An 18,147-nucleotide genomic window follows, 5' to 3' on the forward strand; every position below is an offset into this window, starting at 1 on the left:
TTGAGCCCCTGATCCGGCATGGCTACCTCCACTCTGTTGGCACTGTGGTCGCGGCCACAGGTGTAGCCGCGCTCACACACCATAACGTCATGAACTGACAAAAAGAAGCCGTTTCGGCCGACGAACCGACAGCGCCGCACCGGAGCCCTCTAAACTTTCCGGTGGCAAGCAGCTGAACAGGACGTGACGGGCCCACGCGCCCGCGGTGGTAGAGGTGGCATGGGAGTCGGGCGAACGCAGGCCAGCGGGGGCGGTAATACCCTCTCCGAATCAGAGATCGTGGAAGCCGCACTGAGGGTGGTCCGCGCCGACGGCGTGGACAAGCTCTCGATGCGCCGACTATCGCGCGAACTGGGCGTATCGCCGATGGCCCCCTACTACTACGTGGCCGATAAGCGGGAGCTGCTCGACCTGGTCGCCACCGCCGCGCTGGCGGGCGTGCGCAAACCGCCGCCGGAGTCGGGCCCGTGGCAGCAGCGGCTGCGTGAACTCATCGACCAGATCGATGAGAAACTACGCAAGCACCCCGGCCTCGGCGATGTGCTGATCGAGCAGATGCTCGGCAAGCAGCTCGACATCATCGCCGCGGTGATGGAAATCCTGTTCGACGCGGGATTCAACGATCGCAACGTGCTGGCCGCCTATGCGACCATCCACACCTTCCTGTTCGGTCGCAGCCGGGTGAACCCGCGTGACCGGTCGGTGCTGACCGATGTCACGTTGCCCGATGCGGTGGCCCGCGCCACCAAATACATGCCCGACCTGCGCGGCAAGTATTCGTACGACTTCGGCATGGGCGTGCTGATCGCCGGGCTGGAAGCCCAGCTTGTCGAGCAGCCCGATCCCGACGTACGATAAAACTGAAACACGTTCTAGTTTTGCCGTCCGGTACCGGATCGGCCGCGCACACGTTCGAGAGGACGCCATGACCACCGTCGAAGTTCCACACGGCTCACGATCGGTCGTGCTGCGGGTAGCCGCGGTCATCGCCGAGACCGCCGATACCTGCTCGCTGGTCTTCGACGTACCCGAGGAGCTGCGCGAACGCTTCCAGTACCAGCCGGGCCAGTTCCTGACCCTGCGTATCCCCAGCGACCTGACCGGCTCGGTCGCGCGCTGCTATTCGCTGGCCAGCTCGCCCTACACCGACGACCGGCCCAAGGTCACCGTCAAGCGCACCGAAGGCGGCTACGGCTCCAACTGGCTCTGCGACAACATCACCGCCGGTTCCGAGATCGAGGTGCTGCCGCCGTCGGGTGTGTTCACCCCGAAGGATCTCGACGAGGATCTGCTGCTGTTCGGCGCGGGCAGCGGCATCACCCCGGTCATGTCGATCCTGAAATCGGCGCTGGCTCGCGGCACCGGCAAGATCGTGCTGGTCTACGCCAACCGCGATCCGGAATCGGTGATCTTCGCCGACGAACTGCGCGAACTCGCCGACAAGGAGCCGCAGCGGCTGACCGTCATCCACTGGCTGGAACCGCTGCAAGGCCTGCCCACCGCCGACGCACTCGCCGGCCTGGTCCGCCCCTACACCGGCTACCGCGCCTTCATGTGCGGCCCGCGCCCGTTCATGGACCGCGTGCACGACGCACTGGCCCAACTCGACGTCCCGCGCAACCGCACCCACGCCGAGGTCTTCAACTCCCTCGCCGGTGACCCGTTCGCCGATCAGGCGCCGGTGGAGGTCAGCGACGAAGAGGCCGCCGACGCCGCCACCGTCGAGGTGGAACTCGACGGCGAGGTGCACGAACTACGCTGGCCGCGCAAGCAGACCCTGGTCGACATCATGCTGTCCAAGGGCCTCGACGTCCCCTACTCCTGCCAGGAAGGCGAATGCGGCTCCTGCGCCTGCACCGTCCTGGAAGGCAAAGTCGAAATGGCGAACGCCGAAATCCTCGACCCCGAGGACATCGAAAACGGCTACATCCTCGGCTGCCAGGCGCGGCCGGTCACCGATCATCTGAAGATCCAGTTCTGAGATCTGGCCGATCCCACGCCTCAGCAGTTGCTCGGCGCCGGTTCGCCGCGGAATCGCGCATCCAGCCACGCCACCATGCTCGGCACGCCGAGCACCGCCGCCGACAGATGCTCCGGTGACGCGGTCAGCTCGGCCTGCACCGGTACCCCCGCTGCGCAATAGCGGCGGTTGGTCGCGACGATGGAGTCGATCGGTATCAGCGGGTCGGTGGGTGAATGCCATTCGAAGATGGGCATATTCGGGATGCCGTCGAACAGTTCGAGGCTGTTCTCCTCGACGACCGCGCGGGCGTCGGCGTCGTACATGAGCGAGGTGTTGCTGGCGTAATCGCGCACACTGCGGCCGGCGCCGGTGGCGATGATCTCGTTGGTGCATCCGTTGGCCATCTGGTCGCGGGCCGCCAGACCGGTCGGGTTGAGGTGATCGCTGATCGGGAACCGGTCGGGGTATTCGCGTTCGAGCCCGATGCCCGCCGCCATCACCAGTCCGAATCCCGGATGCGGGTTGAACTGCAACGCTTCCAGCATCCGCACCAGATTCGCCGGCACCCCGCCTGCCGCGGCGCCGGCCAGTTTCAGCTCCGGCGCGTAGGTGGGCGCGAGCGCCGCCGCCCACGCCGTGGCCATGCCGCCGCCGGAATAGCCGGCCATCGCGACCGGGCTGTGCTGCACCGCGAGCTCCGGAACACGCTGGGCGGCACGGATTCCGTCGAGGGTGATCTGCCCGCCGAGCCGGGCCGCACCGTAGGCGAAGGTCGGGCCGAGGTGATCCGGCAGCGCGATGCTCCAGCCGCGCAGCAGCAGCACATTCAGCGCAACCGCCTCGCGCACCTGCAGATTCGGATCGGCGGTGTAGAGCACCCGCGAGATCGCGCAGCGCGGGCCCAGCCCGTTGATGATGTGCTGGTAGGACAGCAGCGGACCATCCGGCCGATGACCCGGCGGGGTCAAGACCGTCGTGGTGGCCGCGATGGGCAGCCCGCGCGAATTCGTGGAGCGGAATTTGACCAGCGTCAGCGCGGTGCCAGGGAAGGTCAGCAGTGGCGGCAGCCGCCGCACCGCGAGCACGTCACCGGGCTGGTAGGAGGCAAGGTCGGCCGGCTGGGAGTAGAAGGGATCCGGGTCGGCCGCAGGGTAGCGAGGTAACGCCGGGGCGGTAGCCGTCCCGGCCAGCAGAACCGCAGAGGCGCCGACGAGCGCGCCGGTTATCAAACGCTGGATAACCTGCATGGCAGGTATTGCTACCACGCGGCGGCGCCGAGGAGACGCAGCCTCGGTCGTCTCGGCGAGCCATCGATCGAGGTCAACCCAATTGCGTCATGCCCGCCGCGACCACCTGGGCCACGTTGAGGACCTCCTCGGCCGAGGGGAGGGGGACGCCGTCGAGGGCGTGTAGCCGGTCGGTGCTGGCGATGGCGAACATGGCCGAGACCCAGGCGGCGGCGCAGGCGCGCAGGGTGCCGGGGCGGACCGGGGTGGGTGCGCTGGCCTGGAGGACGCGGGCGGTGACGTCGAGGAGTTGATCGCGCAGCTGACGTAGCTGGCGGCGGACGTCGGGGTGGGTGTCGGCCTCGCGCCACATGATCACCCGCAGCACCGAGGAATGATGGTCGCGAAGATTCAGCGCTGCATCGAGATTGACGAGACTGGCCACCGGATCGCCGGGTGCGACGACGGCGCCGATGTCGTTGATCGGCTGCGGTGGCACGCGTTCGGCCATCAGCGCCGACAGGATCGAGTTCTTGGTGGGGAAATAGTAGAAAACCAGCCCTTTGGGCACACCAGCGGTCGCGGCGATGGCCGCCGTCGGGGTGCCGTCGAAACCCTGTGCGGCGAACAGCTTCTCGGCCGCGTCCAGGATGAGTTGACGGGCGTCGCCGTCGGTTTTCGCGCTGCGGCGACGCCCAGCTCGACGGGGTCTGGTCATATCCGTCAGTGATGCGGAGCCATACCGTGCAACCGGCCCGACACCGCCGGCAGCGCTGCCACCGCGACCACTACCGTCACGACCCCGACCACCCATGCGGTCCAGGATGCGCCACTGAAGCCGCTGAAGTCCATGACCCACGGGGACAGGAACATCAGCACGCCGAACAGGCCCATCGCGTAATCGGCGGAGGCCATCTCAGCTCGGTACATCTGCGCCAGACCGGTCAGTGCGATGAGCACACCGAGCACGATCAACGACCACATGGCCCGATCGTTGGTCTCCACCCATAGCGGTGAGAGTGCGGCGAAGACGCCCAGCACTACGGCCAGGAAATCTTGCGCACGGCTTTCGGTGAACATAAATGCCTCCTTGCATTTGCTGGTGCGGACAGACCCGAAAATCTGTCCTGACCTCGGTATAGACCTGATTGACCGCCCGGTCGATATAGGAATGGACACGATTGCGTGGCAATCGATGGCACGGTAAAGGTGACTGCCCTCACAACCGCACCGACCAAGCGGACGTTAGGGTGGACTGTCTTCAGTGAGTGGCCGGACGCACGGCCCGGAGGAAGGGATTGCGGGCATGACTGCTGCGCCGATCGTGATCGTGGGGGCCGGTCTGGCCGGCTTGCGCACCGCGGAGGAGTTGCGCCGCGCGGGGTATGAGGGCGAGCTGATCCTGCTCGGCGCCGAATCCCGGCCGCCGTACGACCGACCGCCGCTGTCCAAGCAGTTCGTGCGCGGCGAAACCGACGACACCACGCTGCGGCCCGCGGAATTCTTCACCGAGAAGAAGATCGATCTGCGCCTGCATCACGAGGCGGTCGGGCTCGACACCGAGGCCCGCCGGGTGCGGCTGGCCGACGGCTCCGTCCTCGACTACAGCGACCTGATCATCGCCACCGGACTGCGCCCGCGCAAACTCCCCGGCCTGCCCGACATCGACGGTGTGCACGTGCTGCGCGACCACGACGACGCCACCGCCCTGCGCGCCGAGGTCGGCGAGGCCACCACCGCGCTCGTCATCGGCGCCGGCTTCATCGGCTGCGAGGTGGCCGCCAGTTTCCGCGCCTGTGGTGTGCCGGTGGTGCTGGTGGAGCCGCAGCCGACGCCGCTGGCCTCGGTGCTTGGTGAGCAGGTGGGGGCCCTGGTGGCGCGGATGCACCGGGACGAAGGCGTGGATCTGCGCTGCGGCCTCGGCGTCGATTCGCTGCTGGCCGACGACGCCGGCCGGGTACGCGGCGCGCTGCTGACCGATGGGTCCGAGGTGGCGGCCGATCTGGTGGTGATCGGGGTCGGATCGCGGCCGGTCACCGAGTGGCTGGCCGAATCCGGTATCGAGCTGGCCGAACCGTCGGCCGGTGGCGGCGTGCTCGCCGACGAGGTCGGGCGTACCTCGGCGCCGGGCGTGTGGGCCGTGGGCGATGTCGCGGCCTGGCTGCACGACGACGGTGCGCGCACCCGCGTCGAGCATTGGACCAATGCGGGTGAGCAGGCGAAACTGCTGGCCTGCGCGCTGCTGGGCGCCGAACCGCCGACCGCGGCGCGGGTGCCCTACTTCTGGAGCGATCAGTACGACGTGAAGATCCAGGCCCTGGGCACGCCGGGGCCCGCTGACGAGATCCACATCGTCTCCGACGACGGCCGCAAGTTCCTGGTCTACTACGCCCAGGATGGCACGCTCACCGGCGTGGTCGGCGCCGGGATGACCGCCAAGGTGATGAAGACCAGGGCGAAGATCGCGGCAGGTGCCCCGGTGGCGGAGCTGCTCGACGCGGGCTAATACCTTTAGGGGTGTGATCGTCGCGCTCATCGATTCCGGTCTCGGCTCGCTGCCGACAGCAGCATGGCTGCGCAAGCTGCGGCCGGATGTGGATCTGGTGTTGCAGCTGGATCCCGATGGCGCGCCGTGGGGGCCCAAACCCGAGGACTGGGTGATCGAGCGGGTGGTCGCGACAGCGCGCGCCTCGTTGACGATGGGCGCGGAGGTGATCGTGCTGCCGTGCAATACCGCCAGCGTGACCGCCCTCGACCACGTCCGCGCGGACGTCGGCCCGGACATTCCGGTGATCGGCACCGTGCCCGCGATCAAACCCGCCGCGGCCGCCTGCCGCTCGGTGGCGGTCTGGGCCACCGCGGCCACCACCGCGAGCCGCTATCAAGCCGACCTCATCGCCCGCTTCGGCGGCGAGGCGACGGTGACCGGCGTGGCCTGCCACGGCCTGGCCGATGCGATCGACGCCGGCGATCTGGTGGCCGCCCGCGCGGCGATCGAGGCGGCGGCCGAGCAGACTCCCGACGATGTGGAGGGCGTGGTTCTCGGCTGCACCCACTATCCGCTGGTGGTGGACAGCATCGTGGCCGCGTTGCCGGACGGCGTGCGGCTGTTCGACAGCGCCCAAGCCGTTGCCGCGCAGACGATCCGGCGCATGGATGCCCTGGGCCGGCCGAGCACCGGCAACGGTACGGTGCAGGTGTTCAACAGCGGCCGCCCCGGCGAACTGCCCGCGGCCGCTGCCGCTTTCGAACCCGGACGGGCGCTCGGCGCGACGGATTGACCGTTCGGCAACCGCGACCGGGAGGCCGGCTGATGACCGAGAACCCCACCGCCGAGCAGGTGCGGGCCGCGCTCGCCGAACACGCCGACCCGGCCGATGCCGTGCACCTGCAACGGTTCTTCAAAACCGGGCCGGGCGAGTACGGTGAGGGCGACGTCTTCATCGGCGTGCGCGTTCCCGCCACCCGTTCCGTCGCCAAACGCTTTGCCGCGCTGCCGCTCTCCGAGATCGGCGTGCTGCTCGACAGCCCCGTACACGAGGAGCGGCTGGCGGCTCTGATCATCCTCAACAACCGCTTCGTGAAGGCGTCGAAACCACGCACCTTCGACGAGGCCGCCCGCGCCGAGATGGTGCGGTTCTACCTGGACGCGGTGCGACGCGGCCGGGTGAACAACTGGGATCTGGTCGACGTCTCGGCCGAGCGGATCGTCGGGCCCTGGCTGCTCGACAAACCGCACGATCTGCTGTTCGAGCTGGCCGATTCGGAGGCGTTGTGGGAGCGACGGGTCGCGTTGCTGTCCACGTTCGCCTTCATCAAGGCCGGCGACGCGTCGACCACGTTCGCCGTCGCCGAGCGGCTACTCGGCGACCGGCACGATCTCATCCAGAAAGCGCTCGGCTGGATGCTGCGCGAGGTGGGCAAGCGCGTCGACCGGCAGCTGCTGACCGACTTCCTGGACCGGCATGCGGCGCAGATGGGACGCACCGCATTGAGTTACGCCACCGAACATCTGGATCCGGAAGCCCGGGCGGTATATCGGGCCATGCGGTAATACGATCAGGCACACCGTAATACATCACTGCACGCACTCCAGCGCGCCGAACGACATCCCACTCGGGTAAGAATGACCCCATGGATGCCGATTACAACGGTCTCGGAGATGGACTTCGCGCGCGCCAGGAGGGTTTTCACCGCACCGAACGGGAGCCGGCCGAACCGGCCGTCGCCATGGCTGCCGGGCTGACGGGAGCGGACACGAACAGCAACGGGGCGATCACCAACGGGTCGCTGCCCACCCGGACGGCCGCGCAGCCCTCCGCCTTCGACTGGTCCCCGGCTCCGTTGCCGCCCATGCCGGAACCGCGGCGCTCGGCCCCCGCGCCGGAACCCGAGCCCACCCAGGGCATCGGACTGACCGGCGTGGACAATGCCGCGAGCACGCCGGCTCCGGCGCCGCCGGCCGCCGAAACCCCCGCTCCCGCAACGCCAGAAACGGAAGCACCCGCTCCGGCCCCGCGCCAGCCGATCCCCTCGCGCCGGGCGGCCCGCGCCGCCGCCGAAGCCGAGGCCCCCGCCGAACCCGAACTCCCCCTGCCGAACCCCGACGGCGGCGTCGACCTGCACCGCATCATGCGACTACTGCTGGCCAGCGACGAACTCAACGCCCTGGCCACCAAGGCCGAATCCGGCACCCTCTCCCCCGAGGAAGTCGTGCGCACCGCCCGCCGCACCCGCGCCGCCGCGGTCGAGGTGGTCTCCGCCTGGTACGGCGGCTCCACCCAGATGGTGAAGTTCGCCCAGGCACTGTTACAGGCCGCCGGCGAATCGGACTGAGCAAGTCCCTGGCCGGACCGGCCGGCCGTAACGAACACACGAAAAACAAAACGGCGCCGCTCCTTTCGGAGCGGCGCCGTTTCGGCTGGTACGTCAGATCACTTGATGATCTTGGTGACGCGACCGGCGCCGACGGTGCGGCCACCTTCGCGGATCGCGAAGCGCAGGCCCTCGTCCATGGCGACCGGCTGGATCAGCTTGACAGACATCTCGGTGTTGTCACCGGGCATGACCATCTCGGTGCCCTCGGGCAGGGTCACAACGCCCGTCACGTCAGTGGTACGGAAGTAGAACTGCGGACGGTAGTTGTTGAAGAACGGGGTGTGGCGGCCACCCTCGTCCTTGGACAGGATGTAGGCCTGGCCCTCGAACTCGGTGTGCGGGGTGGTGGTGCCCGGCTTCACGACGACCTGGCCGCGCTCCACGTCCTCGCGCTTGATGCCACGAACCAGCAGACCGACGTTGTCGCCCGCCTGGCCCTGGTCGAGCAGCTTGCGGAACATCTCGATACCGGTGACCGTGGTCTTGGTCTTCTCCGGGCGGATGCCGACGATCTCGACTTCCTCGTTCACGTTGATCACGCCACGCTCGACGCGACCGGTGACGACGGTGCCACGACCGGTGATGGTGAAGACGTCCTCGACGGGCATCAGGAACGGCTTGTCGGTCTCACGCACCGGGTCCGGGATGGACTCGTCGACAGCGTTCATGAGCTCGACGACCGAGTCGACCCACTTCTGGTCGCCCTCGAGCGCCTTCAGGCCGGAGACGCGGACGACGGGGGCGTCCTCGTCGAACTCCTGCGAAGCCAGCAGCTCGCGGACCTCCATCTCGACGAGCTCGAGGATCTCCTCGTCGTCGACCATGTCCGACTTGTTCAGCGCGACCAGGATGTAGGGCACGCCGACCTGACGGGCGAGCAGCACGTGCTCACGGGTCTGCGGCATCGGGCCGTCGGTGGCGGCGACCACGAGGATGGCGCCGTCCATCTGCGCCGCACCGGTGATCATGTTCTTGATGTAGTCGGCGTGACCCGGGGCGTCGACGTGCGCGTAGTGGCGCTTCTCGGTCTGGTACTCGACGTGGGAGATGTTGATCGTGATACCACGAGCCTTCTCCTCAGGCGCCTTGTCGATCTGGTCGAAAGCGAAGCTCTCGTTCAGATCCGGGTACTTGTCAGCCAGCACCTTGGTGATCGCTGCGGTCAGCGTGGTCTTGCCGTGGTCGACGTGACCGATGGTGCCGATGTTGACGTGCGGCTTCGTCCGCTCGAACTTCGCCTTCGCCACTGTGGTGTCCTCCTGGACTTGTTGGTGCGTGCAGTTGCAGCAGTGCGGGTTTTTACTTACAGGGGTCGTGCAGACGCCCGGCCGATGGGGCAGGACTCGCGCCCTGCCCCGCCGTACTACTCGCCGGTCGCCTTGGCGATGATCTCCTTCGACACGTTGGCCGGAACCTCCGCGTACGAATCGAACACCATGGAGTAGTTCGCCCGGCCCTGGGTCTTCGACCGCAGGTCACCGATGTAGCCGAACATCTCCGAGAGCGGAACCAGCGCCTTGACGACACGGGCACCACTGCGTTCCTCCATGGCCTGGATCTGGCCACGGCGGGAGTTCAGGTCGCCGATCACATCGCCCATGTAGTCCTCGGGCGTGATGACCTCGACCGCCATGAGCGGTTCGAGGATCACCGGACCGGCCTTCTTGGCCGCTTCCTTCAGGGCCTGCGAGCCGGCGATCTTGAACGCCATCTCCGAGGAGTCGACGTCATGGTACGCGCCGTCGAGCAGGGTCACCTTCAGGTTGACCAGCGGGTAACCGGCGAGCACACCGTACTGCATGGCGTCCTGCGCACCGGCGTCGACCGATGGGATGTACTCGCGCGGCACGCGGCCACCGGTGACCTTGTTCTCGAACTCGTAGGTCGCGCCGTCCTCGCCGACGAACGGCTCGACCGCGATGATGACCTTCGCGAACTGACCGGAACCACCGGTCTGCTTCTTGTGCGTGAACTCGAGCTTCTCGACCGGGCGGGTGATCGTCTCGCGGTAGGCCACCTGCGGCTTACCGACGTTCGCCTCGACCTTGAACTCGCGCTTCATCCGGTCGACGAGGATGTCCAGGTGCAGCTCACCCATGCCGCCGATGACGGTCTGGCCGGTCTCCTGATCCAGCTTCACCGAGAAGGTGGGGTCCTCTTCGGACAGCTTCTGGATCGCGGTGCCGAGCTTCTCCTGGTCGGACTTGGTCTTGGGCTCGATGGAGACCTCGATGACCGGGTCCGGGAAGGTCATGGACTCGAGCACGATCTGGTTGTTCGGATCGCACAGGGTGTCACCGGTGGTGGTGTCCTTGAGGCCGATGACCGCGTAGATGTGGCCGGCCGAGACCACGGGAACCGGGTTCTCCTTGTTGGAGTGCATCTGGAACAGCTTGCCCAGACGCTCCTTCTTGCCCTTGGTCGCGTTGATGACCTGGGCGCCGGAGTCGACCTTGCCGGAGTACACGCGGATGTAGGTCAGCTTGCCGAAGAACGGGTGCACCGCGATCTTGAACGCCAGGGCAGCGAACGGCTCGTCGGCGCTCGGCTTGCGGGTGATGACCTCGTCCTCGTTGCCGGGGACGTGGCCGTGCACGGACTCGACATCCAGCGGCGAGGGCAGGTAGTCCACCACGGCGTCGAGCATGGGCTGCACGCCCTTGTTCTTGAACGCCGAACCACACAGCACGGGGTAGAGCTCGGAGCTGACGGTCATCTTGCGGATGGCGCCCTTGATCTCATCGATCGTGAGCTCCTCGCCACCGAAGAACTTCTCCAGCAGCGCCTCGTCCGACTCGGCGACGGTCTCGAGCAGCTCCTGGCGGTACTGCTCGGCCTTCTCCTTGAGATCGGCCGGGATTTCCTGGACCTCGTACTTCTCACCGAGCTTGGTCTCGCCGGTCCACACCTTGGCGTTCATCTCGACCAGGTCGACGATGCCCTCGAAGGTGTCCTCCGCGCCGATCGGCAGCTGGATGACCAGCGGCTTGGCACCGAGGCGGTCCTTGATGGTCTGCACGGTGAAGTAGAAGTCCGCGCCGAGCTTGTCCATCTTGTTGACGAAGCAGATGCGCGGCACGTCGTACTTGTCGGCCTGACGCCACACCTGCTCGGACTGCGGCTCGACACCTTCCTTGCCGTCGAAGACGGCCACGGCGCCGTCGAGCACGCGCAGCGAACGCTCCACCTCAACGGTGAAGTCCACGTGGCCCGGGGTGTCGATGATGTTGATCTGGTTCTGGTTCCAGAAACACGTCACCGCCGCGGAGGTGATGGTGATGCCGCGTTCCTGTTCCTGTTCCATCCAGTCGGTGGTCGAGGCACCGTCGTGGGTCTCACCGATCTTGTAGTTCACACCGGTGTAGAACAGGATTCGTTCGGTTGTCGTCGTCTTGCCCGCATCGATGTGGGCCATGATGCCGATGTTGCGGACCTTGTTCAGGTCGGTGAGCACGTCCTGTGCCACGGAAATCTTCCCCGCTCTGCTTCGTTAGCGATCAGCTAGTTGGGATTCTCGGGGACGACCGGGGAGGTCGTCACTTATGTCAACGCCGGAAGCGGCACCGAAGTGCCGCCCCAGCCGCGATACCTGCCGACCCCACCAGCGATGGGCCGGGCAGACGTCACCAGCGGTAGTGCGCGAACGCCCGGTTGGACTCGGCCATCTTGTGGGTGTCCTCGCGACGCTTCACCGAGGCGCCCAGACCATTGCTGGCGTCGAGCAGCTCGTTGGCCAGACGCTCGACCATCGTCTTCTCCCGACGGGCGCGCGAGAAGTTGACCAGCCAGCGCAGCGCCAGGGTGTTGGCCCGGCCGGGACGAACCTCGACCGGCACCTGGTAGGTGGCGCCACCGACGCGACGCGGCTTGACCTCGAGCGACGGCTTGACGTTGTCGAGGGCGCGCTTGAGGGTGACGACCGGATCGGTGCCGGTCTTCTCGCGCGCCTGCTCGAGTGCACCGTAGACGATGCGCTCGGCGGTCGACTTCTTGCCATCGAGCAGGATCTTGTTGACCAGCTGGGTGACCAGCGGCGACCCGTAGACCGGGTCATTGATCAACGGACGCTTGGGAGCGGGGCCCTTGCGCGGCATATCAGCTCTTCTCCTTCTTGGCGCCGTAGCGGCTGCGGGCCTGCTTGCGGTTCTTCACACCCTGGGTGTCGAGGGAGCCGCGGATGATCTTGTAGCGCACACCGGGCAGGTCCTTCACACGACCGCCACGGACGAGCACCATCGAGTGCTCCTGCAGGTTGTGGCCCTCGCCCGGGATGTACGCCGTGACCTCGACCGCGCTGGTCAGGCGAACACGCGCGACCTTACGCAGCGCGGAGTTCGGCTTCTTCGGGGTCGTGGTGTACACACGCGTGCACACGCCACGGCGCTGCGGGCTCCCCTTGAGGGCCGCGGTCTTGGTCTTGGCGACCTTGTCACGGCGACCCTTACGGACCAGCTGGTTGATGGTTGGCATAGACCGGCTTTCCTTATTGGTTAATGCGGTGTCGTATACGTGTCATCGAGCATTCACTCGCACGTCCGGCCACGTTTCTCGCGTCCCGAGGTCGGGCGTGTCGCGCGCAGGTCAGGGGCCCAATTCAGGGCACGCTGGAACTGTCAGCCGCTCTCGCTGGCCTACGTTCTGCGCTCGAACTTGCCCGCATGCTTCCGGGCACAGCGATCCACGATACTCGGCTGCCGGAGCATGGGTCAAAGCGGGGTCGATCACGCGGTCGTCCGCGAGGCTCTCACCTGGCCAGATTCAAGGTCAGCTCCACGAGTTTCTTGGCGGCAGCGCATGGATCGGGATGGGCGGAGCCGGGACGGTAGTTGACCCACCAGCCCACGATGCCGGTGTCGGCCGCGCTCGCGCTGACGCCGCAGGAGTCCGGATCGCCGGGCCGCCGCGTCTCCAGCGCGCTACGCCCCTGGACGGTGATCGTGGTGGTGGTGTAGCCGAGTTTGTCGTTGTTGGTGCGTTCGTTGTTGAGCGAGCCGATCTCGTACCAGTTCAGCGTGACCATGCCGCCGCCGGTCGAGCCGCCCTCCAGATCCCACATGCAGACCGCGCCGTAAAACGATGGGCGCACGTAACCGGACTCGTCGACGACCTTGGCGATCTGATCCTGGGAGACCACATCGCATTCGCGCAGCAGCTTGTCGAAGTCGGTGTTGACCGTGCTCGCCTCGGCCGCGCCGGCCGGCTGGGCCGAGCCCTCCACGGTGCGCCCGCAGCCGCCGAGGGCCAGCGCCAGGCCCACCGCCGCCGTCACCGCCATCGTCGCGCGCACGCGCCTGCCCCCGCCGCTCATCACCGTTCCCCTCATTGCAGCCTCTGCACGGTCAGCTCGGCCAGCGCGCGCATCTTGTCGCACGGGTTGCCACCATTGGACTCGAACAGGCCATAGGACATCGACCATTCGAAGAAGTCGTCGCCGATCTGCACCGCGAGGTCGCAGACCGTCCCGCCCGGTTCCAGTGCCTGAAAGCCGCTCTTGCCCGCCACCTCGATCGACTGCGGGTTGCGGCCCTGGGTGGTGACCCACGCGCGCTCGCGCTCGATCGGGCTGCCCCGGAAGGAAGCGAAGGTGACGCTGGTGGATCCGCTGCCCGCGGCCTGCCAGTTGCAGCCGGTGGAGTTCTTGAACACCTGCGAGATCTGGGCCATCCCGGCGATCTGGCGCACCTCGTCATCGGTGACGTGGCCGCATTCGCCGACGAACGGGCCGAGCGTGGCGACCTTCGGCGGCGGCCGGTGCGGGGCCTGCGGCGAATCGCCCTCCTCGCTGGAGCCGCACGCCGACAGCAGCAACGTCAGGGCCGCCACCGAGACGAGGACCGACGGGATACGCATGCGATGAACTCTACCGACCGGTCGCGAGTCCGGCCGTTCTACAAATTGCCGCGGGCGTCCTGTTCGCGCTCGATGGCCTCGAACAACGCCTTGAAATTGCCCTTGCCGAAGCCGAGCGAGCCGTGCCGTTCGATGAGTTCGAAGAAGACGGTGGGGCGGTCGGTGAGCGGTCGGCAGAAGATCTGCAACAGGTAGCCGTCCTCGTCGCGGTCGACCAGGATGCCGCGAGATTGCAACTCCCGCACCGGAACTCGTACGCGTCCGATCCGTGCGCGCAGCTCGGGGTCCTCGTAGTAGGCATCGGGGGTCGGCAGGAATTCGATGCCCTCGCGGCGCAGGCTGTCCACGCAGGCCAGGATGTCGGAGGTGGCCAGTGCGATGTGCTGCACGCCCGGGCCGCGATAGAACTCCAGGTACTCATCGATCTGGGAGCGCTTCTTGCCGACGGCCGGCTCGTTGAGCGGGAACTTCACCCGATGATTGCCGTTGGCCACGACCTTGCTCATCAGCGCCGAGTACTCGGTGGCGATGTCGTCGCCGACGAATTCGGCCATATTCGTGAAACCCATGACGCGGTGGTAGAACTCGACCCATTCGTCCATCCGGCCCAGCTCCACATTGCCGACCACGTGGTCGATCGCCTGGAACAACCGGACCGGTGCACCGGGTCGCGGCTGGTAGGTCGAACGCCGCGCGACGTAGCCGGGCAGGTAGGGGCCGAGGTAGCCGGAGCGGTCCACCAGGGTGTGCCTGGTCTCGCCGTAGGTGGCCAGGGCTGCGGAGCGGACGGTGCCGAATTCGTCGGTCTCGTCATGCGGTTCGACCAGCACGGTGGCGCCGTGCCGGCGCGCCCAGTCGATGCACCGGTCCACATCCGGCACCTCGAGGGCAATATCGACGACGCCGTCGCCGTGGCGATCGTGGTGGGCGATCAGCGGGCTGTCCGGATCGACGGCGCCCTTGACGACGAATCGCACACCACCGCTGCGCAACACGAACGCCTTGTGGTCGCGATTGCCGGTCTCCGGACCCGAATAGGCCTCCAGCCGCATGCCGAACGCCGACTCCAAGAAGTGCGCGGTTTGGGTCGCGTTGCCGACCACCCATATCAGCGCGTCCCAGCCGATCACGGGGAACGGATCGACACTCACATCGTGGTCCACCAGGCCGACCAGGGTGCGCAGCTCATCGTCGGCCGGGGTACCGGCGCGCCGGGCGTCCGGCAACTGCTCGAGAGTCATGCACCTAGGAAATCCCCGTGCGGACGGGTAGGCAACTAGTAGGTTTCCGAGTAGACACACTGGCAGAACGGTCTAGTAAGGCCCCGCGGATGCTGGGCAGATTGACTAGCATTGAGGCATCACGCGCAGTCCCGAACGGAGGCCGCCATGGCGCGCACACCGGCGAAACTCGACGAACTCGATCTCGCGATCCTCACCGCGATGCACGAGTACCAGAAGGCGGGGATCCTGGAGCTGTCCCGGCGCACCCGGGTCGCGCGGGCCACCGTGCAGTCGCGCATCCAGCGACTGGAGGAGGCGGGGGTGATCTCCTCCTACGATCCGCAGATCGACGTCACCGCCGCCGGTTTCGAGGTCCAGGCCTTCGTCACGCTGGAGATCGCCCAGGGCGCGCTCGACGCCGTCGCCGCCGAGCTGGAGGCGATTCCCGGCGTGCTCGAGGCCTACGCGACCACCGGATCCGGCGATGTGCTGTGCCGGATCGGCGCGGATTCGCACACCGGGTTGCAAGAGGTGCTGCTCAGCATCGACCGGACGCCGCCGGTGGTGCGGTCACACAGCGTGATCGTGCTGTCCACGGTGGTCGAGCGGCGCACATTGCCGTTGCTGCGGACTCTCACACCGGCGGGGACGAGTAAGGCGCCGGCCTATCGCGGGAATCGCTGACCACGCATTATGGGCGCAAGTCGGCGCCCACCTCGAGGATCTCGAGCTGCGGGGTGAGGTCGGGTTCGAGGAACGCCAGCAGCGCCCCCGCCTCCGCTTCCACCTCGGTCTTCTCCCGCGCGGTCCAGTCGCGGTTCGGGCTGATCCGCAGGCGGGCGGCGGTCTTGTCCGGAAAGACCTTGTACATGCCGGCCAGAAATCCGTCGATCAGGATCGGCGAGGCCAGGGTCGCCTGCGTGCGCGGCGGGGCGGTGGGGACGATGCGGGTGCGGTCCTGGTGGGAGAGCAGGGCGTTGTCGTACCAGCCGAGCAGGCGCACCGGTGCGGGTAGCTCGGGGTCGGCGAGTTCGGCGTCGGCCAGGTCGTAGAGGGTGCGGCCGCGCTCGTCGGTGTAGGTGCGCAGGCGATCGCCCAGTTCGGCGACGGCGGCCTTCATTCCGGGCAGCTTGGACCAGGTCTGCATATCCATCGTGGTCGCGGGCCCGAACGCGCGCAGGTACCGCAGCACCAGCTCGGCGACGGGGTAGGCCGGATCCAGCGGCGCGCCCAGCCAGGGATGCACGCGCGACCAGACCGGCCTGCTGTTGTCGCGCCACATCCCGCGCGGCGGGGTCTGCAGCACCGGCAGCTGATACAGCCAGGTCTGCACAACCGCACCGGGATCGCGGTCCGGATACAGTTCGGCGGCCCGGGCCCGCAGCTGCGCCACGGGTACGGGCGCGTCGCCGAGCACGGCCTCCCCGCGCTCGCGCACCTCGTCCGGATCCAGGCCGACCATGGCGCCGTAGTTGAAACCCTTGCGGAACGGGATCTTTTCCAGCTCCGGCTGGATCAGCGGCGCGATGCGCCGGGCATCGGGCGGGGTGACGAGGTGAATCGTGCCGCGCATCAAGGTGATTCGCACCAGCGGGCGGTCCACCAGGCCCGCCGACACCGTCGCCGGGTCGAAATCGGCGAGCCGGCTCCACAATCCGATGAACGGTGGCGGCACATCCTGGGCCTGCAAGCCCACCAGGTGGTCACACATCTCGGGCACCGAGAGATCGGCGCGTTCGAGCAGGTGCTGGCGGGCGAGCAGGGTCCGGTTCAGCGTCCGGGTGGTCAGTTCCATGGTCCGCTCACGGTAGAGCGTGGCACCGACAGAACTCGGCGATTCAGCGGACGGTGACGACGACCTTGCCGGTGGCGGTGCGGTTGTCCAGCGAGGCCACCGCGTCGGCGGCCCGGTCCAGCGGGAACAGCACCGGCTGCGGCGCGGTGATCGCGCCCGAGGCCAGCAGCGGTTCCACCTCGGCCCACTGTTCGGCCAGGTAACCCGGATGCGTCATCACCCATTCGCCCCACGCCGCGCCCACCACCTCGACGTTCTTGAGCAGCAGCCGGTTCACCTTCACGGTGGGGATCTCACCGGCGGTGAAGCCGACCACCAGCAGCCGGCCCGCCGAGGCGAGCGAGCGGATGCTGTCGGTGAAGCGATCGCCGCCGACCGGGTCGAGCACGATATCCACCCCGCGCCCACCGGTCAGCTCCTTGACCGCGTCCAGCCAGCCGTCGGTGAGCACCACGTCGGTGGCGCCGTTGGCCCGCGCAACCTCGGCCTTCTCCTCGGTGCTCACCACCGCGATCGTGCGGCCCGCACCCAGCGCCGCGGCCATCCGCAGCGTCGAGGTGCCGATACCGCCGGCCGCGCCGTGCACCAGCACCGTCTCGCCCGGCGCCAGCCTGCCGCGATTGCGCAGGCAGAAGTGCACGGTCAGATCGTTGAACAGGATGCCTGCCCCGGCCTCCAGCGACACGTTGTCGGGCAGCCGGAACACCATCTCGGCGGGCACCACGGCGACCTCGGCCATGGCGTTGCCGAGCAGCGTCAACGCGATCACCCGGTCGCCCGCGCGCACGTGCGCGCCCTCCGGCGCCTCGCGCACCACACCGGCGATCTCGCCGCCCACCACGAACGGCAGCGGCGGCTTCATCTGGTACAGCCCGCGGGTCATCAGCACATCGGGAAAGGCGACCCCGGCGGCGTGCACATCGATCACCACACTGCCCGGGAAGGGCGTGGGCTCCGGGAGGTCGACGACCTCGATGGACTCCGGTCCTTCCAGCTTGCTGACCTGGGCTGCGCGCATGTGCCGACCTCTTTCGTCTCCGCGCCGTCGTCATCGGCGACGCCGGATCCCAACATAATCGGCACCGCCGGGCTCCGCTCGCCCAGCCCGCGGCCCGCCACGCCGGACCCGCCGCGCGACACGTCGGCGCAACCGATCAGCTTGCGCGACAGGCCCTGTTCAGCGGCAGCGCCTTTGTTAAGCTCGGCCGCAGT

The 18,147-nt window shown here is 67.6% G+C and carries 19 protein-coding genes; 7 read left to right on the forward strand and 12 right to left on the reverse strand.

The annotated features are described in order from the left end of the window. Positions 1-219: 219 nt before the first annotated feature. The gene (mftR2, locus tag NOCYR_RS24250; protein WP_048833673.1) at positions 220-858 is read left to right on the forward strand and encodes a mycofactocin system transcriptional regulator MftR2; all 639 of its coding nucleotides are present in this window, start codon (positions 220-222) and stop codon (positions 856-858) included. Positions 859-925: 67 nt separating this feature from the next. Continuing rightward, complete coding sequence (locus tag NOCYR_RS24255; protein ID WP_014353053.1) at positions 926-1,981, forward strand: ferredoxin--NADP reductase; 1,056 nt, start codon at positions 926-928, stop codon at positions 1,979-1,981. A 20-nt stretch (positions 1,982-2,001) separates the two neighbouring features. Here the strand turns inward: NOCYR_RS24255 and NOCYR_RS24260 are convergent, their stop codons facing one another. The 3 genes from NOCYR_RS24260 to NOCYR_RS24270 all read right to left on the reverse strand — a co-directional run bounded on the left by NOCYR_RS24260 (position 2,002) and on the right by NOCYR_RS24270 (position 4,269). Next, entirely contained in the window at positions 2,002-3,210 is a 1,209-nt protein-coding gene (locus NOCYR_RS24260; RefSeq protein ID WP_014353054.1) for a lipase family protein, read from the reverse strand. A 73-nt stretch (positions 3,211-3,283) separates the two neighbouring features. Continuing rightward, the gene (locus tag NOCYR_RS24265) at positions 3,284-3,907 is read right to left on the reverse strand and encodes a TetR/AcrR family transcriptional regulator (protein ID WP_014353055.1); all 624 of its coding nucleotides are present in this window, start codon (positions 3,905-3,907) and stop codon (positions 3,284-3,286) included. Between the two features lie 5 nt (positions 3,908-3,912). Further along, the gene (locus tag NOCYR_RS24270) at positions 3,913-4,269 is read right to left on the reverse strand and encodes an SPW repeat domain-containing protein (protein WP_014353056.1); all 357 of its coding nucleotides are present in this window, start codon (positions 4,267-4,269) and stop codon (positions 3,913-3,915) included. 226 nt (positions 4,270-4,495) lie between these two features. Between NOCYR_RS24270 and NOCYR_RS24275 the strand changes: the two genes are divergently transcribed. The 4 genes from NOCYR_RS24275 to NOCYR_RS24290 all read left to right on the forward strand — a co-directional run bounded on the left by NOCYR_RS24275 (position 4,496) and on the right by NOCYR_RS24290 (position 8,025). After that, a complete protein-coding gene (locus NOCYR_RS24275; RefSeq protein WP_014353057.1) occupies positions 4,496-5,695 on the forward strand; it encodes an NAD(P)/FAD-dependent oxidoreductase in 1,200 nt (399 codons plus the stop codon). A gap of 13 nt (positions 5,696-5,708) precedes the next feature. After that, the gene (locus NOCYR_RS24280) at positions 5,709-6,470 is read left to right on the forward strand and encodes a glutamate racemase (protein ID WP_014353058.1); all 762 of its coding nucleotides are present in this window, start codon (positions 5,709-5,711) and stop codon (positions 6,468-6,470) included. Between the two features lie 32 nt (positions 6,471-6,502). Next, positions 6,503-7,243 (forward strand): DNA alkylation repair protein, encoded by a 741-nt coding sequence (locus tag NOCYR_RS24285; protein WP_014353059.1) that lies wholly within the window; start codon positions 6,503-6,505, stop codon positions 7,241-7,243. An 80-nt stretch (positions 7,244-7,323) separates the two neighbouring features. Then, the gene (locus tag NOCYR_RS24290) at positions 7,324-8,025 is read left to right on the forward strand and encodes a hypothetical protein (protein WP_014353060.1); all 702 of its coding nucleotides are present in this window, start codon (positions 7,324-7,326) and stop codon (positions 8,023-8,025) included. Positions 8,026-8,123: 98 nt separating this feature from the next. Here NOCYR_RS24290 and tuf read toward each other — a convergent pair whose 3' ends face one another. The 7 genes from tuf to hppD all read right to left on the reverse strand — a co-directional run bounded on the left by tuf (position 8,124) and on the right by hppD (position 15,158). Continuing rightward, positions 8,124-9,314: an elongation factor Tu gene (tuf, locus tag NOCYR_RS24295; protein ID WP_014353061.1), complete on the reverse strand. Its 1,191-nt coding sequence runs from the start codon at positions 9,312-9,314 to the stop codon at positions 8,124-8,126. A 116-nt stretch (positions 9,315-9,430) separates the two neighbouring features. Beyond that, positions 9,431-11,533: an elongation factor G gene (gene fusA, locus NOCYR_RS24300; RefSeq protein ID WP_014353062.1), complete on the reverse strand. Its 2,103-nt coding sequence runs from the start codon at positions 11,531-11,533 to the stop codon at positions 9,431-9,433. Positions 11,534-11,690: 157 nt separating this feature from the next. Next, entirely contained in the window at positions 11,691-12,161 is a 471-nt protein-coding gene (gene rpsG, locus NOCYR_RS24305) for a 30S ribosomal protein S7 (RefSeq protein ID WP_014353063.1), read from the reverse strand. A gap of 1 nt (position 12,162) precedes the next feature. Further along, entirely contained in the window at positions 12,163-12,537 is a 375-nt protein-coding gene (gene rpsL / locus NOCYR_RS24310; RefSeq protein ID WP_014353064.1) for a 30S ribosomal protein S12, read from the reverse strand. A 274-nt stretch (positions 12,538-12,811) separates the two neighbouring features. Then, positions 12,812-13,375 carry a DUF3558 domain-containing protein gene (locus NOCYR_RS24315; protein WP_228780713.1) on the reverse strand — a complete coding sequence of 188 codons (564 nt, stop codon included), beginning with the start codon at positions 13,373-13,375 and terminating at the stop codon, positions 12,812-12,814. Positions 13,376-13,386: 11 nt separating this feature from the next. After that, the gene (locus tag NOCYR_RS24320) at positions 13,387-13,917 is read right to left on the reverse strand and encodes a DUF3558 domain-containing protein (RefSeq protein WP_014353066.1); all 531 of its coding nucleotides are present in this window, start codon (positions 13,915-13,917) and stop codon (positions 13,387-13,389) included. Between the two features lie 38 nt (positions 13,918-13,955). Then, entirely contained in the window at positions 13,956-15,158 is a 1,203-nt protein-coding gene (gene hppD / locus NOCYR_RS24325) for a 4-hydroxyphenylpyruvate dioxygenase (RefSeq protein ID WP_014353067.1), read from the reverse strand. A gap of 147 nt (positions 15,159-15,305) precedes the next feature. Between hppD and NOCYR_RS24330 the strand changes: the two genes are divergently transcribed. Then, positions 15,306-15,824, forward strand: coding sequence for an Lrp/AsnC family transcriptional regulator (locus NOCYR_RS24330; RefSeq protein ID WP_014353068.1), 519 nt, complete (start codon positions 15,306-15,308; stop codon positions 15,822-15,824). A gap of 7 nt (positions 15,825-15,831) precedes the next feature. Here NOCYR_RS24330 and NOCYR_RS24335 read toward each other — a convergent pair whose 3' ends face one another. After that, positions 15,832-16,935, reverse strand: coding sequence for a winged helix DNA-binding domain-containing protein (locus NOCYR_RS24335; RefSeq protein WP_014353069.1), 1,104 nt, complete (start codon positions 16,933-16,935; stop codon positions 15,832-15,834). Positions 16,936-16,978: 43 nt separating this feature from the next. Next, positions 16,979-17,953, reverse strand: a complete 975-nt coding sequence (locus NOCYR_RS24340) for an NADPH:quinone oxidoreductase family protein (RefSeq protein WP_014353070.1) — start codon at positions 17,951-17,953, stop codon at positions 16,979-16,981. Positions 17,954-18,147: the final 194 nt, after the last annotated feature.

It is taken from the genome of Nocardia cyriacigeorgica GUH-2 (genome assembly GCF_000284035.1).
Lineage (GTDB): Bacteria > Actinomycetota > Actinomycetes > Mycobacteriales > Mycobacteriaceae > Nocardia > Nocardia cyriacigeorgica_B.

What these genes read in the sequence shown, in the direction of transcription:
- mftR2 (WP_048833673.1), top strand. Translation starts at nt 220, where the DNA reads ATGGGAGTCGGGCGAACGCAGGCCAGCGGGGGCGGTAATACCCTCTCC.
- NOCYR_RS24255 (WP_014353053.1), top strand. Translation starts at nt 926, where the DNA reads ATGACCACCGTCGAAGTTCCACACGGCTCACGATCGGTCGTGCTGCGG.
- NOCYR_RS24260 (WP_014353054.1), bottom strand. Translation starts at nt 3,210, where the DNA reads ATGCAGGTTATCCAGCGTTTGATAACCGGCGCGCTCGTCGGCGCCTCT.
- NOCYR_RS24265 (WP_014353055.1), bottom strand. Translation starts at nt 3,907, where the DNA reads ATGACCAGACCCCGTCGAGCTGGGCGTCGCCGCAGCGCGAAAACCGAC.
- NOCYR_RS24270 (WP_014353056.1), bottom strand. Translation starts at nt 4,269, where the DNA reads ATGTTCACCGAAAGCCGTGCGCAAGATTTCCTGGCCGTAGTGCTGGGC.
- NOCYR_RS24275 (WP_014353057.1), top strand. Translation starts at nt 4,496, where the DNA reads ATGACTGCTGCGCCGATCGTGATCGTGGGGGCCGGTCTGGCCGGCTTG.
- NOCYR_RS24285 (WP_014353059.1), top strand. Translation starts at nt 6,503, where the DNA reads ATGACCGAGAACCCCACCGCCGAGCAGGTGCGGGCCGCGCTCGCCGAA.
- NOCYR_RS24290 (WP_014353060.1), top strand. Translation starts at nt 7,324, where the DNA reads ATGGATGCCGATTACAACGGTCTCGGAGATGGACTTCGCGCGCGCCAG.
- rpsG (WP_014353063.1), bottom strand. Translation starts at nt 12,161, where the DNA reads ATGCCGCGCAAGGGCCCCGCTCCCAAGCGTCCGTTGATCAATGACCCG.
- rpsL (WP_014353064.1), bottom strand. Translation starts at nt 12,537, where the DNA reads ATGCCAACCATCAACCAGCTGGTCCGTAAGGGTCGCCGTGACAAGGTC.
- NOCYR_RS24315 (WP_228780713.1), bottom strand. Translation starts at nt 13,375, where the DNA reads ATGAGCGGCGGGGGCAGGCGCGTGCGCGCGACGATGGCGGTGACGGCG.
- NOCYR_RS24320 (WP_014353066.1), bottom strand. Translation starts at nt 13,917, where the DNA reads ATGCGTATCCCGTCGGTCCTCGTCTCGGTGGCGGCCCTGACGTTGCTG.
- hppD (WP_014353067.1), bottom strand. Translation starts at nt 15,158, where the DNA reads ATGACTCTCGAGCAGTTGCCGGACGCCCGGCGCGCCGGTACCCCGGCC.
- NOCYR_RS24330 (WP_014353068.1), top strand. Translation starts at nt 15,306, where the DNA reads ATGGCGCGCACACCGGCGAAACTCGACGAACTCGATCTCGCGATCCTC.
- NOCYR_RS24335 (WP_014353069.1), bottom strand. Translation starts at nt 16,935, where the DNA reads ATGGAACTGACCACCCGGACGCTGAACCGGACCCTGCTCGCCCGCCAG.
- NOCYR_RS24340 (WP_014353070.1), bottom strand. Translation starts at nt 17,953, where the DNA reads ATGCGCGCAGCCCAGGTCAGCAAGCTGGAAGGACCGGAGTCCATCGAG.